The sequence below is a fragment of the Streptomyces sp. NPDC040718 genome (genome assembly GCF_055593565.1).
Genome location: NZ_JBVIXO010000011.1, coordinates 1 through 16,219 on the forward strand (window position 1 = coordinate 1; position 16,219 = coordinate 16,219).

13 protein-coding genes are annotated in these 16,219 nt (G+C 73.6%); 3 read left to right on the top strand and 10 right to left on the bottom strand.

Features of this window, described 5'->3' with window-relative positions; all coding sequences use genetic code 11:
- Window positions 1-113 (bottom strand): adenosylhomocysteinase (locus tag ACZ597_RS25085; protein ID WP_471334674.1); only part of this gene is annotated, 113 nt, incomplete at its 3' end.
- Window positions 114-456: 343 nt separating this feature from the next.
- On the opposite strand from ACZ597_RS25085, the gene ACZ597_RS25090 reads away from it, so the two are divergent.
- Both ACZ597_RS25090 and lepB read left to right on the top strand, forming a co-directional pair.
- Entirely contained in the window at window positions 457-2,511 is a 2,055-nt protein-coding gene (locus tag ACZ597_RS25090) for a fructose-specific PTS transporter subunit EIIC (RefSeq protein ID WP_471334133.1), read from the top strand.
- A 171-nt stretch (window positions 2,512-2,682) separates the two neighbouring features.
- Window positions 2,683-3,429 (top strand): signal peptidase I, encoded by a 747-nt coding sequence (gene lepB, locus ACZ597_RS25095; protein ID WP_471334135.1) that lies wholly within the window; start codon window positions 2,683-2,685, stop codon window positions 3,427-3,429.
- 90 nt (window positions 3,430-3,519) lie between these two features.
- Here the strand turns inward: lepB and ACZ597_RS25100 are convergent, their stop codons facing one another.
- The 6 genes from ACZ597_RS25100 to ACZ597_RS25125 all read right to left on the bottom strand — a co-directional run bounded on the left by ACZ597_RS25100 (window position 3,520) and on the right by ACZ597_RS25125 (window position 9,371).
- A complete protein-coding gene (locus ACZ597_RS25100) occupies window positions 3,520-4,455 on the bottom strand; it encodes a cation diffusion facilitator family transporter (RefSeq protein ID WP_471334138.1) in 936 nt (311 codons plus the stop codon).
- Window positions 4,456-4,529: 74 nt separating this feature from the next.
- On the bottom strand, window positions 4,530-5,687 hold the full coding sequence (manA, locus tag ACZ597_RS25105) for a mannose-6-phosphate isomerase, class I (RefSeq protein WP_471334140.1): 1,158 nt from the start codon (window positions 5,685-5,687) through the stop codon (window positions 4,530-4,532).
- Between the two features lie 47 nt (window positions 5,688-5,734).
- Entirely contained in the window at window positions 5,735-6,868 is a 1,134-nt protein-coding gene (locus ACZ597_RS25110; RefSeq protein ID WP_471334143.1) for an SIS domain-containing protein, read from the bottom strand.
- 59 nt (window positions 6,869-6,927) lie between these two features.
- Window positions 6,928-7,113 carry a Trm112 family protein gene (locus ACZ597_RS25115; protein ID WP_469115738.1) on the bottom strand — a complete coding sequence of 62 codons (186 nt, stop codon included), beginning with the start codon at window positions 7,111-7,113 and terminating at the stop codon, window positions 6,928-6,930.
- 344 nt (window positions 7,114-7,457) lie between these two features.
- Window positions 7,458-8,828 carry a phosphomannomutase/phosphoglucomutase gene (locus tag ACZ597_RS25120; RefSeq protein WP_471334145.1) on the bottom strand — a complete coding sequence of 457 codons (1,371 nt, stop codon included), beginning with the start codon at window positions 8,826-8,828 and terminating at the stop codon, window positions 7,458-7,460.
- 78 nt (window positions 8,829-8,906) lie between these two features.
- Entirely contained in the window at window positions 8,907-9,371 is a 465-nt protein-coding gene (locus tag ACZ597_RS25125; RefSeq protein ID WP_471334147.1) for a DUF3499 domain-containing protein, read from the bottom strand.
- A gap of 133 nt (window positions 9,372-9,504) precedes the next feature.
- Between ACZ597_RS25125 and ACZ597_RS25130 the strand changes: the two genes are divergently transcribed.
- A complete protein-coding gene (locus ACZ597_RS25130) occupies window positions 9,505-9,981 on the top strand; it encodes a metallopeptidase family protein (protein ID WP_471334150.1) in 477 nt (158 codons plus the stop codon).
- 61 nt (window positions 9,982-10,042) lie between these two features.
- On the opposite strand, the gene ACZ597_RS25135 is transcribed toward ACZ597_RS25130, so the two are convergent.
- From ACZ597_RS25135 to ACZ597_RS25145, 3 genes are all read right to left on the bottom strand, one after another.
- Entirely contained in the window at window positions 10,043-11,524 is a 1,482-nt protein-coding gene (locus ACZ597_RS25135) for a DUF5719 family protein (protein WP_471334153.1), read from the bottom strand.
- Complete coding sequence (locus ACZ597_RS25140) at window positions 11,521-15,099, bottom strand: glycosyltransferase family 2 protein (protein ID WP_471334155.1); 3,579 nt, start codon at window positions 15,097-15,099, stop codon at window positions 11,521-11,523. Before ACZ597_RS25140 ends, ACZ597_RS25135 begins: the two co-directional genes overlap by 4 nt.
- 242 nt (window positions 15,100-15,341) lie before the next feature.
- Window positions 15,342-15,605, bottom strand: coding sequence for a WhiB family transcriptional regulator (locus ACZ597_RS25145; RefSeq protein WP_003983763.1), 264 nt, complete (start codon window positions 15,603-15,605; stop codon window positions 15,342-15,344).
- Window positions 15,606-16,219: the final 614 nt, after the last annotated feature.

The following is a 16,219-nucleotide window of genomic DNA, read 5'->3' on the forward strand; positions in this document are numbered from 1 at the left end:
GCCGCGGCGTACTCCTCGCGGATCGACATCAGACCCGGCATCTCGTGCTCGGCCAGGGTGATCTCCTTGCGGCCGAACGCGGCAAGGGAAAGGTCGGCGACCTTGAAGTCCATGGGTGCTGCTCCTCATGGTTCGAGAGGTGGGTACGGCTGGGCCGTGCACACGGCGGGCCGGTGCACTGAGCACAGTCCGCCGCGGGGCCCTCTCTCCCCTCGGCCGGTCACGAGGACCGCCCGACCGCCATCAGCAGCGACGCCTGACACTGATGACGAATCTACACCGATCGGCGCAGCGGACCCCAGTGGGGACGGGAACAAGTCGCACTTCGATTTCAGGCCATGCGGCGGGATGTTCGGGGCCTTTCGGACTTTTGATCCACCCCTTGTCTGTTGCAGGATGCCGGTGGATCGGTTCGCGCGCGCGATCTCGCGGACCAATGGCGTGAAGGAGATTCAAGTGACCAGTCCAGCCGGCCCTCCCGGTGACCGTGCGAGCGGGCGGAAGCGCCTGAAGCTGCTCGCGGTCACGGCGTGCCCCACGGGGATCGCGCACACCTACATGGCGGCCGAGAAGCTGACGCAGGCCGCCGCCGAGCTCGGCGTGGACATGAAGGTGGAGACCCAGGGTTCGATCGGGGCCGAGAACGTGCTCTCTGACAACGATGTCAGAGAGGCGGACGGGATCATCATCGCCGCCGACAAGGAGGTCGACCGCGAGCGCTTCGCCGGCAAGCGGGTGCTGTCCACCGGGGTCGCCGACGGCATCCACAGGCCGAAGGAGCTGATCGAGCGCGTGCAGAGCGCGCCGGTGCAGACGGGCACGGCCCCGGCGGGGGGTGCGGGCGGCGGGGGCGGCGGCAAGGAGCGGAGCCTCGCGTACAAGGCGCTGATGAACGGCGTCTCGTACATGATCCCCTTCGTGGTGGTCGGCGGTCTGCTGATCGCCATCGCGCTGGCGCTCGGCGGCCACGCCACGGCCGAGGGGTACGCGACGACCCCGGGCACCTTCTGGGACCACCTCTTCCAGATCGGCGCCCTCGGCTTCACCCTCATGATCCCGATCCTGTCCGGCTACATCGCGTACGCCATCGGCGACCGGCCGGCGCTGGTGCCCGGCATGATCGGCGGGTTCATCGCGAACACGGGCGCGCTGTACGACTCGAAGTCGGGCGCGGGCTTCATCGGCGCGATCGTGACGGGCTTCCTGGCGGGCTACCTGGTCCTGTGGATCAGGAAGGTCAGGGTCCCCAAGGTCGTCCAGCCGATCATGCCGATCATCGTGATCCCGATCGTGGCCACGACGGCCCTCGGCCTGTTCTTCATCTACGTCATCGGCAAGCCGATCTCCTGGGTCTTCGAGAGCCTGACCTCCTGGCTGTCGGGCCTGACCGGCACCAGCGCGATCCTGCTCGGCGCGCTGCTCGGCCTGATGATCGCCTTCGACATGGGCGGGCCGGTCAACAAGACGGCGTTCCTCTTCGGTACGGGCCTCATCGCGTCCGGGAACTACGCGGTGATGGGCATGTGCGCGGCGGCCATCCCGGTGATGCCGCTCGGCCAGGGCCTGGCGACGGTGCTGCGCCGCAAGCTGTACTCGGAGCAGGAGCGCGACACGGGCATGGCCGCGCTGTTCATGGGCATGTTCGGCATCTCGGAGGGCGCCATCCCGTTCGCGGCGGCCCGGCCGGCGATCGTGATCCCGGCGAACATGCTGGGCGGCGCGGTGGCGGGTGCGGTCGCCGGTGTCGCGCGCGTGGGCGACCACGTGCCGCACGGCGGGCCGGTCGTGGCCGCGCTGGGTGCGATCAGCGGCTGGGTGTGGTTCCTGATCGCGATCGCCATCGGCACGGTGGTGACCGCGCTGACGACGAACGCGCTGATCGAGATCAAGGAGCGCCGGGGCGGGAAGGCCGCGCCGGCCGGGGCCGCGGTGCCGGAGCCGGTGCTCACCGGCGTGGGCGGGGGCGCGGCGGCCGGGGCCGGTACGGGTGGGACGGCCGTGCGGACGCACGCGGAGGCGGCGCCCGCCACCCCCGCAGCGGCGGACGCCGAGCCGGAGGTGCTGTCCGGGTACCTGACCGCGCGGACGGTCAGGACGGAGCTGGCCTCGGACACCAAGGAGGCGGCGATCCGCGAGATGGCCGAGATGCTGGCCTCGACCGGGAACGTCCGGGACGTGGACGAGCTCGTGCGGGTGGCCCTCGCCCGGGAGGCGCAGGGCACGACGGGGCTCGGCGAGTCGATCGCGATACCGCACGCCAAGACGGACGCGGTGGCCCGCCCCACGGTCGGCTTCGCCCGGTCCTCCGAGGGCATCGAGTGGGGCGCCCCGGACGGCACGAAGGCCCGCCTGGTCTTCATGATCTCGGTGCCGGAGGCCGCCGCGGGCGACGAGCACCTGCGGATCCTGGCGTTGCTGTCGCGCAAGCTGATGGACGCCGGCTTCCGTGACCGGCTCCGGTCGGCGCCGGACGCACCGGCCGTCCTGGAGGTGCTGAGCGAGATCCGGTAGCGCCGGACCGCACCCACGCCGTCGGGTCCCGCACCGCTCCGGTGCGGGACCCGGCGGCGTGCGGGCAGTGTCCGAATCGGTATGTACGGACTTGGCACACCAGGGCCCCGACGGCATTGGCGGCTTCCGCGTCGACCTACGATGCAAGGCAGGTACATCGGAAGGGACGAAATGGAACACAGGCCAGGACGCGGACGCGGGATCGCGGCGATCGTCCTGCTGGTGCTCGGAGCGCTCGTTCTGGGTGGGGTGACGGTGACGAAGGCCGTGAACCCGCCGTCGCGCTACACGGAGGGCAAGGCGGTCGGCTGGCAGATGGCGCCGACCTACACCAACGGGGAGAGCATCTACCTGGAGCCGGTCGTCAAGGGCAAGCTGCGCCGGGGGGACGTCGTCCTCGCCTCCGTTCCGTGGTCCCTGCAGAAGACGCAGATGAACCGGGTCGTCGCCGTGGGCGGGGACCGCATCCGCTACAAGCCGAGCAGCAAGATCACCGGCCAGTACCGGCTGATCCTGAACGGCGTGCCGCTGGACGAGCCGTACCTGGAGCAATGGAAGAACCCGTCGGCGGTCGGCTTCGACGTGAAGGTGCCCAAGGGATCCGTGTTCCTGATGGCCGACAACCGGATGAACTCCGACGGCTCCCAGTACGCGAACAACGGGCCGGTGCCCGTGAGCAAGGTCGCCTCCAGGGTCGTGATGTACCCGATGGCGAAGCTGGCCGTCTGGGGGCAGCTGGCCGGTGTGCTGCTGCTGGCCGTCGGCGCGGTGCTGGGCTTCGCGTCCCGGCGGGCGCGCGCCCGGGGTGTCCGGGCGGCCGTTCCCGCGCCGGCGCGGGCCCCCGAGGTGCGCGGGCCGGCCGTCCCGGCCGAGGCGGGCGCGGGCGCGCCGGGGGAGCGCGCGGACGTGTCGTCGTAAAACAGGCACCGTACGGAGGTCGCCCCGTACGCACGAAGGCCCCCGCAGCCGGTGAGCTGCGGGGGCCTTCGCGTGCGTCCGGGGGGCCGGTCAGCGGCCGTCGGCCTTGGCGGCTTCGGGGTTGTAGATGTCCGGCTCCAGGTAGATCACGCGGGCGATCGGGACGGAGGCGCGGATGCGGGCCTCGGCGGCGTTGATGGCGTTGGCCACCTCGGTCGCGGTGTCGTCGTGCTGGACGGCAATCTTGGCGGCGACGAGGAGTTCCTCGGGGCCCAGGTGCAGAGTGCGCATGTGGATGACACGGGTGACGGTGTCCCCGTCGACGAGCGCGGCCTTGATCTTCTCGACCTCGGCGGTGCCGGCGGACTCGCCGAGCAGGAGGGACTTGGTCTCCAGGGCGAGGACGACGGCGATGACGATCAGCAGGACGCCGATGCACAGGGTGCCGATGCCGTCCCAGACGCCGTTGCCGGTGAGCAGGGCCAGGCCGACGCCGCCGAGGGCGAGGACGAGGCCGACGAGCGCGCCGAGGTCCTCCAGGAGGACGACGGGCAGCTCGGGGGCCTTCGCGCTCTTGATGAACTGCTTCCAGCTCTGGCTGCCGCGGCTCTCGTTGGACTCCTTGATCGCGGTGCGGAAGGAGAAGCCCTCCGCGACGATCGCGAAGGCGAGCACGCCGACGGGCCAGTACCAGGCCTCGATCTCGTGCGGGTCGTGGATCTTCTCGTAGCCCTCGTAGATGGCGAACATGCCGCCGACGGTGAAGAGCACGATGGAGACGAGGAAGGCGTAGATGTAGCGCTCGCGCCCGTACCCGAAGGGGTGCTGGGGGGTCGCCTCGCGCTGCGCCTTCTTCCCGCCGAGGAGCAGCAGGCCCTGGTTTCCGGAGTCGGCGACCGAGTGGACGCTTTCCGCGAGCATCGACGAGGAGCCGCTGAAGAGGAATGCCACGAACTTGGCTACAGCGATGGCGAGGTTGGCGGCGAGTGCCGCCACGATCGCCTTGGTACCGCCCGACGCGCTCATGGTTGCTGGGTGTCCTTCCTGGCCACTGACTACGGCCGCACATTGTTGCAGCTGCGGGTGCGGCCGACGCTACGTCAGATGACCACGGTGGCTCGGAAGACGGTACCGGTTCCGGACAGTTCGGTCTTTTCGCCCGCGGGGACGAAGACCGACTCGCCCGGAGCGAGGGTCAGTTCGCCGGCCCGGGGGGCGCCGGCGGTGCAGAGCAGGATCTGCGCAGTGCCGTCGGGGAGGGTGCGGGGGGCTCCGCCGGCGGCCAGCACGTGGCGGGAGAGCCGGAATTCGTCGATGGGGGTCTCGTAGACCTCCTCGCCGTCCCCCTCGGGCCGCAGGACGCCCGGGGCGCTCGGCTCGAAGACGACGACCTTGAGCAGCTCGGGGACGTCCACGTGCTTGGGCGTCAGCCCGCAGCGCAGCACGTTGTCCGAGTTGGCCATGAGCTCGACGCCGAGGCCGTCGAGGTAGGCGTGCGGGATGCCGGCGCCGAGGAACATCGCCTCGCCGGGCTGGAGCCGTACGTGGTTGAGGAGCATCGCCGCGATCACGCCCGGGTCGCCCGGGTAGTCGTGGACGAGCCCCGCGTAGGCCTCGTACGGGCCCCCGAGGCGCTCGGCGGCGGCCGCCGCCTCGGCGACGGTACGGGCCATCTCCTCGCGGTCGGCGGTGAGGACGGCGGTGAGGACCTCGCGCAGGGCCGCCTCCTCGGGGTGGGCGCGCAGCAGGTCCACGTAGGGCTTGAGGGAGTCGACGCCGAGGCCTTCGAGGAGGTCCGCGGCCTCCAGCGGCGGGCGGAAGCCGCACAGGCCGTCGAAGGGGGTGAGCGCGCAGATCAGCTCGGGCTTGTGGTTGGCGTCCTTGTAGTTGCGGTGGCCCGCGTCGATCGGGACGCCGCGGCGCTCCTCGTCCTCGAAGCCCGCCCGGGCCTGGGCGAGGTCGGGGTGCACCTGGAGGGAGAGAGGGGCGCCGGCGGCGAGGATCTTCAGGAGGAAGGGCAGGCGGGGGCCGAACTTGGCGACGGCGGCGGCACCGAGCTCGCCCTCCGGGTCTGCGTCGATGACGGCTGCCAGGGTGGTCTCGCCGGCTCCGCGGTCGAGGCGGGAGGGGGCGCCGGGGTGGGCGCCCATCCACATCTCGGCCTGGGGCTCACCGGTCGGCCCGACCCCGAGGAGGGCCGGGATCGCGGTGGTGGATCCCCACGCGTAGGGGCGGATCGTGTTGGTCAGGCGGTCCATCGTCGTCGTCTTCCTGGATCTGGTGTGGTGCGGGCACGGGTGTGTGCCTAGCTGTGTCCCCGGGCCGCCAGCGCCAGGTAGGCGGTGGCGAAGTCCGTGAGGGCGAGGAGTTCGGCGAGCTGTTCCAGCTCCCCGCCCTCCTCCGGTTCGAGCTCGCTGATGGCCGTGTCGTGGCTGAGGGCGAGCTCGCGCGCGGCCGGGGCGGCGGTGAGCCCGCCGGTGGGCCGGTCGCGGAGCAGGACGATGCGGGCGCGCAGGGCCTGGGGCTCCTCGACGCGGTCCCGGAAGAAGTCGTCGGGGTCGGCTCCGGCGGCGAAGGACCCGGCGAGCAGCGCCCCGTGCGCGGGCAGCGCCTCGGGAAGGGTCGCCGCGAGCGCGGGGCGCCCGGCCAGCTCGGCGAGGGTGGCGGCGAACCGGCGGCCGACGGGGCCGGCGCCGTCGCCCTCGCTCCAGATCAACGGGAGCGAGTCGGCCAGCTCGGCGGCGAGGGTCTTGGCCGGGTTGGAGTACGTGGTGATGGCCGGGCCGCAGCGCTCGGCGGTGCGGTCGAGCCGGTCGGCCACGCGCTGGAGGGCGTCGGGGGCGGCGCTGATCAGCCCGACCTTGTCGAGGAGGACCAGCAGCGGGGTCAGCAGGGCCCAGAGGGCGCCCGGACCGGCCGCGGCGGACTCGTCGTACTCCTGGTACGGGGCCTTGGCCATCGGTACGAGGACCCCGTGCGCGCCGTCCACCGCCTCGCCCAGCGGCGAGCGTTCGGGGGCGACGGCGACCACGGCGCAGCCGCGCCGGTAGGCCTGCTCGGCGAGGACCGCGAGGCCGGGCTCGGTGCCGTCGGTGGTGGCGATGAGCAGCAGGTCCACGGGGCCCGCCCAGCCGGGCAGGGCCCAGCGCAGCGCCCCGGCGGCGTGCGCGACGCCGGTGGGGTGCAGGCGGGTGACCGGGGCGGAGGCTCCGGCGAGGGCGCCGAGCAGGTCGGCGACGCCGGTGGCGGCGGTGCCGGACCCGGCGATCAGGACGGCGCGGGGGCGCCCGTCGGGGCGCAGGTCCGCCAGGCCGGCCTCGGTGGCGTGCCGGGCCGCCGTGCGGACTCTGGCCCCGGCCTCGGCGGCGCCGCGGAGCAGGCCGCGGCGGTCGGCACGGGCGAGATCGTCCGGTGCGTCGAGGAGTGACTCGTCGAGCATGGGGGCCTCCGGCGGTGTTGACGGATCCAGGCTGGTCGAGCGGTGGGGAGCGGGGCCGGTCAGGCGGGGCGGCGGGCCTCGTCCACGAGCAGGACCGGGATGCCGTCGCGGACCGGGTACGCGAGACCGCAGTCCTGGCCGGTGCAGATCAGCTCGGGGGTGGTCTCGTCCGCCGATTCGTCCCGGAGGGGGGCGTGGCAGGCGGGGCAGGCGAGGATCTCCAGCAGGCCGGCTTCGAGCGGCATGGGCGGTTCCCTTCGGGGAGGCGGATCGCTTACAGCGGTTTGGGCGAGGTCAGCGTACCGCCGAGTCACTGGGCGTGCGGCCTGACGGGTCGGGTGCCGCCCGTCGGCCCGGGTCGCCCTGCCGGGCGGGCTGGCCCCGGTCCGGGTGCGGGTCCGTTGCGGGGGCTCTGCCCCCGGGCCCCCGCGCCTCAAACGCCGGCGGGGCCGGATTCCGCGGGACCGGCTGGGTGGCCGCGCCGGGTTGCCGGGCTCGGACACGCGGCCCGCCGCCTCCGGTGGAGGCGGCGGGAGCGGGGCCGGGGCCCCGGGGCGAGCCCGGAACCCCCAGACCCGCCGGCCGGGCGTCAGGCGCGGACGAGGGCGAGGACCTCGTCGCGGATCTTGGCCAGGGTGGCCTCGTCGCGGGCCTCCACGTTGAGGCGCAGCAGCGGCTCGGTGTTGGAGGGGCGGAGGTTGAACCACCAGTCGGCGGCGGAGACCGTGAGGCCGTCCAGCTCGTCGAAGGTGATGCCGTCCTGGCCGGCGTAGGCGGCCTTGACCTCGGCGGTGCGGGCGGCCTGGTCGGCGACGGTGGAGTTGATCTCGCCGGAGCCGACGTAGCGGTCGTAGGAGGAGACCAGCTCGGAGAGCGGGCCCTCCTGGCCGCCGAGGGCGGCGAGGACGTGGAGCGCGGCGAGCATGCCGGTGTCCGCGTTCCAGAAGTCCTTGAAGTAGTAGTGCGCCGAGTGCTCGCCGCCGAAGATCGCGCCGGAGGCGGCCATCTCGGCCTTGATGAAGGAGTGGCCGACGCGGGTGCGGACGGGGGTGCCGCCGTTCTCGCGGACGACTTCCGGGACCGACCACGAGGTGATCAGGTTGTGGATGATCGTGCCGGTGCCGCCGTTGCGGGCCAGCTCGCGGGCCGCGACCAGGGCGGTGATGGCGGACGGGGAGACGCCCGCGCCGCGCTCGTCGACGACGAAGCAGCGGTCGGCGTCGCCGTCGAAGGCGAGGCCGAGGTCGGCGCCCTCGGCGATCACGCGGGCCTGGAGGTCCACGATGTTCTTCGGGTCGAGGGGGTTGGCCTCGTGGTTCGGGAAGGTCCCGTCCAGCTCGAAGTACATGGGGACGACGTCCAGCGGGAGGCCCTCGAAGACGGTGGGGACGGTGTGGCCGCCCATGCCGTTGCCCGCGTCGACGACGACCTTCAGCGGGCGGATCGCGGTCAGGTCGACCAGGCCCTTGAGGTGCTCGGCGTAGCCGGTGAGGGTGTCCTGCTCGGTGATGGTGCCCGGGACGGTGCCGGCGGGGATCTCCGGGGCGCCCTCGTCGGTCCACTTCTCGGCGAGCTCGCGGATGGTGGCGAGGCCGGTGTCCTGGCCCACGGGCGCGGCGCCGGCGCGGCACAGCTTGATGCCGTTGTACTGGGCCGGGTTGTGCGAGGCGGTGAACATGGCGCCGGGCAGGTCGAGCTTGCCCGAGGCGTAGTACAGCTGGTCGGTGGAGCACAGGCCGATCAGGGTGACGTCGACGCCGCGGGCGGCCGCGCCCCGGGCGAAGGCGGCGGACAGGCCGGGCGAGGAGGGCCGCATGTCGTGACCGATCACGATCGCCGTGGCGCCGGTGACCTCGACGAACGCAGCACCGAACAGTTCTGCCAGGGGCTCGTCCCACTCGTCGGGTACGACGCCACGTACGTCGTACGCCTTGACGATGTTCGAAAGATCTGCGGCCACTGCCTGCCCTCCTGAAGGTTCTGTGCGGTGGAGCAAACCTACCTTGTACGGAGAGCGGCTTTTCAGACGATCCGCGTGTCAGGAGTCGGGCGAACGGAGGACGCGCAGGTGTCCGCGGCGCGTCTCGCCGGCCACCGGGCCACCCTGTCGGGCCCCGCCGGCCTCGGCCGCGCGCTCGGGCGGACGGGCCGCCTCGCGGACGGCGTTGGCCAGGGCTTCGAGGTCGTCGCCGCTGGGGCGGGACGGGCCGGAACCGTCCGACAGGCGCACGACTTCCCAGCCGCGCGGGGCGGTCAGGCGCTCGGAGTGCTCGGCGCACAGGTCATAGCAGTGGGGTTCGGCGTAGGTGGCGAGCGGGCCGAGAACTGCGGTCGAGTCGGCGTAGACGTACGTCAGTGTGGCGACGGCAGGGCGGCCGCACGCGGTGCGCGAACAGCGACGTACAAGGCTCACGACGTTGGACGGTACCGCACTCTTGACCGGGCCGCGACGACTCGCCCCCCGGCCGCTCCCCCGTGTCGTACTCCGCCCGTGGTCCGCCACGGGTGACGAAGAGGGGCGGCGAGTCCGCAAAGCGGCCCGATCTTGGCCGGATCGTTCGGGGGGTGACACCGTCGTGACACCAGGTCGTGACCGTATCGGGTCCTGACCGGGGCGTGCGGGCTACCCTGCGGGGGTGACGGACAGTTCGCTTCCTCCCCGCCCGGCGGCACCCGCCTCGGCCCCTTCAGAGCCCCGGCAGCGGCGGCGCGACCGGCACGGCCGGGGGATGCGCGGGCCGCTGGCCCCGCCTCAGGTACCGCTGGCCGCGAGCCGGGCGGAGCTGTTCGGCGACCTCGTACGGGATTCCGTGGAGCGGCTGGAGCGCCGCTGGACGCAGCTGGCCGAGGTGGAGTTCGTGATCGCGGACGTGCCGGGGCCGCCGGGCGGGCCCGACGCGGGCTGGAACGACGAGGCGGTGCCCCTGGGCGGGCTGGTGGAGGCCCGGGACGGGAAGCCGGCGCGGATCGTGGTCTTCCGGCGGCCGGTGGAGATCCGGGCGAAGACGCGGGACGAGCGGGCGCTGCTGGTGCACGAGATCGTGGTGGAGCAGGTCGCGGAGCTGCTCGGGCTGTCGCCGGAGACGGTGGACCCCCGGTACGGGCAGGACTGACGGGCCCGTACCGGTCGTACTGGTCGTACCGGGGTTGACCGGTCGTGCCGGGCCCGCGGGCTCAGCGCAGCAGGATCGACGGGTCCTCGACGGCCTTGGGAACCGAGACCGTCGAGCGGTCGTCGCCGAAGGCCTGGACGGTGAACATCGGGATCCCGTCGTGCGGCAGGGTCAGGGTGCGGGCGGCGTGGACGGGGCCGCCGGACAGCGTCTCGACCGTCAGGGCGTAGGGGCCCTTGCCGCCCGAGGGGGCCGGCGGCGGGGTGACCGCGCGGGTGGTGCCGGCCTTGACGGTGATCTCCGAGACGGCGGGCTGCCCGCCCTCGGTGCCCGGGGAGGCGGTGACGCGGACCTTGGCGTCGGCGCCGGAGGCGGTGAGGGTGACGACGGTGGCTTTGTCGTCGGCCCGGTTGTCGGCGACGGTGGCCCGCTCGCCGACGGGCGCGCTCGCGGGGACGAAGCCCAGTTCCTGCTTGGCGGCGGTGCCGCGGACCACGCGCAGGGCGGCGACGACGGGGACGGCCTTCTTCGGGTCGGCGGGGGCCAGCAGCAGGGAGCCGGCCTCGCCCCGGGTCACGTCGCCCAGGTCCAGGCTCGCGGTCATGCCGCCCTTGAGGTGGAGGCGCTCCTTGCCGGCCGGGCTGATGGGGCCGGTCGGGCCGGACAGCTTCACGGTGAGGTCCGCGTCGTCCTCGCCGGGGGCGAAGGCGACCAGCCGTACGGAGGTGGCGTCGGCGGGGATGCCGGGCAGGACCAGGGTGTCCGCCGGGCCCGCGGAGGCCGGCAGCCAGTCGGTGCCGGTGCCGTCCTCGGCGACGTGGGTGGAGGCGCCGACCCGGCCGGAGCGCGCCGTCACGTGCGCGGTGGCGTCCGCGAGCTGGCTGTCGGGGGCCAGCTGGGACAGCGACACCTTGGCGGTGGACCGGGGGGCGACCTCGAAGACGGGGTCGGGGGTGCCCGGCTTGTCCTTGAGCAGCCCGTCGGGGCCGTGGAGCTTGATGGCCACCTCGGCGACGGTGTCGTCCGGGTTGGTGAGGTGGACGTAGTCCTGGCGGCCCTTGGCGGTGCTGACGCCGGGGAACCAGAAGTCGGTGCCGGGCGCGGTGCAGGCGAGCCCGAGCAGGCCGCGCGCGTGGCCGACGGAGACCTTGGTGGTCTGCTGGGCGGTCCAGCCGGGGGCCAGGGCGCCTTCGGCGGCGCCCGTCAGCGCCGGCGCCTCCGCGCCGGAGGCGGTGGCGGCGACGGGCTTGCCGGGCTCCTTGGGCTCCAGGACCGCCTTGCCGTCCTTGTCGGCCAGCCGGGCCGTGCCCGCGCCGCCGCCCTTGCCGGGGGTGAGGGAGGTGTACGTGGTCTCGGCGATGTCGGAGGAGCTGGGCGCGGGGCACACCAGCACGGACCTCTCCACCGGCATCCGGGCGGCGGCCGCCCGGCCGGCGGCGCCGCCGGCCGGGGTGGCGGCGGGGGCGGTGAGGAAGGCCAGCCCGGTGGCGGCGGCCAGCGCCGCCGTCACCGCCGCGAGCGTCAGGGGGGCGCGCTGCTTCACTGGTGGCTCCCGTCGTCCGGACGCGGCTGGTGCTGTCCGTAGGCGTCGTACTGCTGCTCGTACTCGTAGGCGGGGGGCTGCTGTTGCTGCGGGAAGTGCGGCTGTTCCCCGGGGTGGGGGTACTGGCCGGGGTACTGCCCGTACGCGTCGTACGGGGGCTCCGGCCGGTGCGGCTGCCGCGTCTCGTAGGGGTAGGGCTCCTGGTAGGCGTACGACTCCTCGCCGTAGACCTGCTGCGCGGGGATCTGCGCGTACGGGTCGACGACGGCCTCGGCGGGCACCGGCTCCGGGTCGGGCGCGGCTGCCGCGCCGGTCCGGCGGCGGCGGCCGTGGCCGGGTTCGCCGGGGCGGTCGCCGGGGGTGGCGCCGGGCGCGGTGTCCTCGGGCAGGTCGTCGTCGAGGCGGGCGCGGCGGCCGGGCAGGGCCATCACGAGCAGCAGCAGGGCGAGGGAGCCCTGCGCCCAGTGCCAGGCGGTGCGGGGGAAGGAGTCCTGGTGGACGAGGTCGAGGCGGCCGGCGTCGGTGGGCAGTGCGAAGCCCTGCGCCCAGCCGTCGACCGTCTTCGGGGTGAGGGGCTCGCCGTCGAGGGTGGCCCGCCAGCCCGCGTCGGCGCGGTCGGCGATGCGCAGGGTGCGGCCTTCGGGGCCGGCCGGGAGGTCGGCGTGGACCTCCACAGGACCGGATTCGACGGTGAGCGTGGCGCTCTGGCCCTGTCGGGCGGGGACGATCGCGACGCGGGAGGTCAGCCGTTCGACCTCCCACAGGGCGGTGCCGTCGTTCTGGTGGCGCTGTTTGAGGCCGGGGGTGCCGTCGAGGATGCGGCGCATGGGGGCGGAGCCGCCGGGCGGGATCATCACGTAGCGCACGGCGAAGGCGCTGAGCTGCTCGGACTGGTTGGCCCCGGAGCCGGAGACCAGGCTGGAGACGGCTTTGGCGAGGCGGGGTTCGGGGCCGGCCGCGGCGAGTAGCTCGCCGTCGCCGAGGCGGGCGCCGGAGCCGCGGACCAGGGCGTAGGAGACGGTGGCGGGCGAGTCTCCGCCGAGGACCAGGGTGCGGGTGCGGTTGGTGTCGTTGGAGTGCTCCGCGACGACGGCCGGGACCTGGACGGGGTCGCGCCGCCCCAGCGGTCCGTCGGCGCCGGCCGCCGCCCAGGCGGCGGCGAGGAGCAGCGGGCCGGCCGCGGCGGCGAGGGCGGTCAGGGCGGCGAGCGGCTGGCGCCAGCCGAAGCTGCGGGCGGCGACGCGGTGCTTGGCGCCGTCCGCGCCGAGCGCGGCGGCGGCGAGCAGCCCGAGCCCGTACAGGAGGGTGCCGGGGCCGGCCCAGCCGGTGCGGTTGAGCAGGACGGCGAGGAGCAGCCCGGCGAGGGCGGCGGTCCAGGCGGTGCGGACGGCGAACCGACGGTCGGCGCGGAGCAGCGCGGCGAGGGCGGCGAGGAGGATGCCGGCGAGGAGGAGCCGGCCGGTGGTGCCGGGTCCGCCGGGGTCGGCGGTGAGCAGGCCGAGGGGGGTGGCGGAGCCGGTGCCGTAGGGCAGTCCGGCCTCGTGCAGGAAGCGGCCGGGGTGGGTGAGCAGGCCGAGGGACCAGGGCGCGAGGACGGTCAGGGGTACGGCGAGGGTGGCGAGCAGGCGGGGGGCGTACGTCTTCCAGTGCGCGCGGCGCGCGAGGACCGCGGCGGTGCCGAGGGCGGCGGCGAGGGGCCAGACGACGGGGGTGAAGGCGGTGGCCAGGGTGAGCAGGAGGGTGTACGTCCACACCGCGCGCCGGCCGCTGCCGGGCTCGTCGCCGGTGAAGCCGTGGGCGGTGGCGGCGGAGCGGGCGATGAGCGGCAGGAGCACGGCGAGGACGGCGGTGCCGAGCCGGCCGCCGGCGAGGGCTCCGGTGACGGCGGGGAGGAAGGCGTAGCCGACGGCGGCCCAGGCGCGCAGCAGGCGGGAGGTGACGAGGGGGCGGGAGGTGAAGTAGGCGGTGAGGCCGGCGAGCGGGACCGAGCAGACGAGGAGCAGGGTGAGGGCGGCCTGGGTGGAGCCGAGGAAGAGGGCGGACAGGCCGGCCAGGACCGCCAGGTAGGGGGGTGCGCCGGCGGTGGTGCCGGTGCCGACGCTCTGCCAGTCGCCGGTGTGGGCGTGCCAGAGGCCGCCGGCGCCGGAGGGGGCGGGGAGGAGGGCGCCGCCCATGAGGCTGCCGCCGCCGATGAGGGCGCGGCAGGCGACGAGGGAGACGAGGAGGAGGCCCGCGAAGAGGGCGGGTGAGGGGTTGCGGGCGATCCGCCTGAGCCGGCCGGGCCGGCCGGGGTCGAGGTAGTCGGCGTCGTCGCCGCCGGGGCCGGATTCGAGGGCGCCGCCGTGCCGGCCGGCGGGGGCGGGGTCTCCGTCACGTCCGGACCCGAGGTAGGCGGCGAGCTGTTCGGCGCCCGCGCGAAGGGTGGCGCCGGGCGGGGGGAAGAGGGGGCGGAGTTCGGCGGCGGGGACGGCGGGGCGGCGGCGGGCCTTGCGGGCGGTGAGGATCCGGCCGGGGCGCAGCAGGGTGGCGAGGAGTCCGGTGAGTTCGTCGACGGCTTGGGCGGGGGCTTTGCCGACGAGGTAGCCGAGGGTGCGCAGCAGGGTGCCGAGTACGAGGCGCAGCAGTACGTAGGGGAGGGCGCGGGCGGGGGTGTTGGCCAGCATGGTGTGGACGGCGCCGGCCTTGTCGACGCGGTGGGGGCTGACGGCGGAGCGGCCGGCGCAGTCGACGGTGCGGCGTTCGCGGGCGGCGGCTTCGGCGTGCCGCAGTACGGCGTCGGGGGCGACGAGGACGGTGTGGCCGGCGCTGTGGGCGCGCCAGCAGAGGTCGACGTCGTCGCGCATCAGGGGCAGGCGGCGGTCGAAGCCGCCGAGGGCGTCGTACACGTCGCGGCGTACGAGCATGCCGGCGGTGGAGACGGAGAGGACGGGGCGGACCTGGTCGTGCTGGCCCTGGTCCTGTTCGCGGCGGTCGAGGCCGGTCCAGCGGCGGCCGCTGCGGGCGATGGTGACGCCTGCTTCGAGGAGTTGCTTGCGGTCGTACCAGCCGCGGAGTTTGGGGCCGATGAAGGCGGCGTCGGGGTTTCCGTCGGCGACGCGCAGGAGTTCGGCGAGGGCGTCGGGTTCGGGCGCGCTGTCGTCGTGGAGGAGCCAGAGCCACTGGACGGGTTCGCCGTGGGGGAGGTCGGGGAGGTCGTAGGCGTCGTCGCGCCAGGTGCGGCTGACGGGGTCCCAGCCGCTGGGGCGCTTGAGGTAGGGGAGTTCCTCGGGGGTGAGGGTGCCGGCGCCGCGGGCGGCTTCGTCGACGGCTGCGCCGAAGGCGGTGCGGCGGGCGAGGTGCAGGACGCGGTCGTCGCCGAGGGCTTCGGTGAGGAGGCGGGCGGAGTCGTCGGCGCTTCCGGTGTCGGCGGCGACGTGGTTCTGCGCGGGGCGTTCCTGGGCGAGGAGTCCTGCGAGGGTCTCGGGCAGCCAGCGGGCTCCGTCGTGGGCGACGAGGACCGCGGTGACGACGTGCCGGGGGAACTCGGGGGTGGCGGCCGCCTGCTGGGAGGCCTGCGAGCTGCTGTGCGGGGACATCGCGGTACGGGCCCTCCGGCCTGGGGATCCGGGGGTGTTGTGCCCTCGGAGGCTGCTGGACAGCGCCCCACACTAACGGCTGGGAAGGGGAGGGTTCGCCGCGTCGCGAGAAGGTCCGGAACGCGACGGTCCGCCTCCTGCGGGGAAGGTGCGGGAGGCGGACCGTTTGCTCAGTCTGTCGTTGTTTTCGTTGTTCTTGGTGGTGCTCCGGGACCGTTTCGGATCGCCGTTCGCCGCCGCTCTCAGACCGCGGCCTTTTTCAGCCGGCGCCGCTCGCGCTCGGACAGACCGCCCCAGATGCCGAATCGCTCGTCGTTGGCGAGGGCGTACTCAAGGCATTCGGAGCGGACCTCGCAGGCGAGGCAGACCTTCTTGGCTTCGCGGGTGGAGCCGCCCTTCTCGGGAAAGAAGGATTCGGGGTCGGTCTGCGCGCACAGTGCGCGCTCCTGCCAACCGAGCTCCTCGTCCGCCTCTTCGACCAGCAGTTCCTGAAACAGCTCGGTCATGTGCGCCCCTCGCTCTGTCTGTGCGTCCCCGTGATGTTGCCGTTACTGATCGCCGAGTAACGACACGAGTGAAATTACAAGTGTGTGGCTCCTGTGCAGTCAAGCCGAGATCTGCTATTGGGGCCCTTATTCACTCTGCGGAACCAAGCGTATACAGAAAGTGTTCATATCGCCAAAAATCGTGACACAAGCCACAGGCCGCTCAGGACTGCCGCCCTCGTTCGAGGTCGACGCGTCACCCTGAGGAGGGGTTGCGATTCGGCCGAAGATGCAGCCGAGATCACATTCCGATCACGAGTGACGCCGACGGGTTTGAGGTCGGTTCCCGCAGGCTTGGAGCGGCACATCCCCTGACCGTGAGTGCACAAACCTTTCTCCGCGCACAGTAACCGGATGAGGTGAAACTTTTCCCTCAAACCGGACATTGGGTTGACAGTCCGGCCCTCCGCCCGGTCTCCTTGTCCTCATGTCAGCGCCCGCAGCCGCCACCCGGACCCCCATTCGTGGGTTCCTGTGCGCTGCCCAGGTTCGCTGTTGCTGTTGCAGCTGTTGATGCCCTCGGAGCCCCTGGCTCCGCCGAGCTCCGGCCACTCCCCCACAGCAACCGCCGCGCA

Bases quoted from the DNA above. Each gene is read 5' to 3' on its own strand.
- lepB (WP_471334135.1), top strand. From the start codon at position 2,683: ATGGAACACAGGCCAGGACGCGGACGCGGGATCGCGGCGATCGTCCTG.
- ACZ597_RS25100 (WP_471334138.1), bottom strand. From the start codon at position 4,455: ATGAGCGCGTCGGGCGGTACCAAGGCGATCGTGGCGGCACTCGCCGCC.
- manA (WP_471334140.1), bottom strand. From the start codon at position 5,687: ATGGACCGCCTGACCAACACGATCCGCCCCTACGCGTGGGGATCCACC.
- ACZ597_RS25110 (WP_471334143.1), bottom strand. From the start codon at position 6,868: ATGCTCGACGAGTCACTCCTCGACGCACCGGACGATCTCGCCCGTGCC.
- ACZ597_RS25115 (WP_469115738.1), bottom strand. From the start codon at position 7,113: ATGCCGCTCGAAGCCGGCCTGCTGGAGATCCTCGCCTGCCCCGCCTGC.
- ACZ597_RS25140 (WP_471334155.1), bottom strand. From the start codon at position 15,099: ATGTCCCCGCACAGCAGCTCGCAGGCCTCCCAGCAGGCGGCCGCCACC.
- ACZ597_RS25145 (WP_003983763.1), bottom strand. From the start codon at position 15,605: ATGACCGAGCTGTTTCAGGAACTGCTGGTCGAAGAGGCGGACGAGGAG.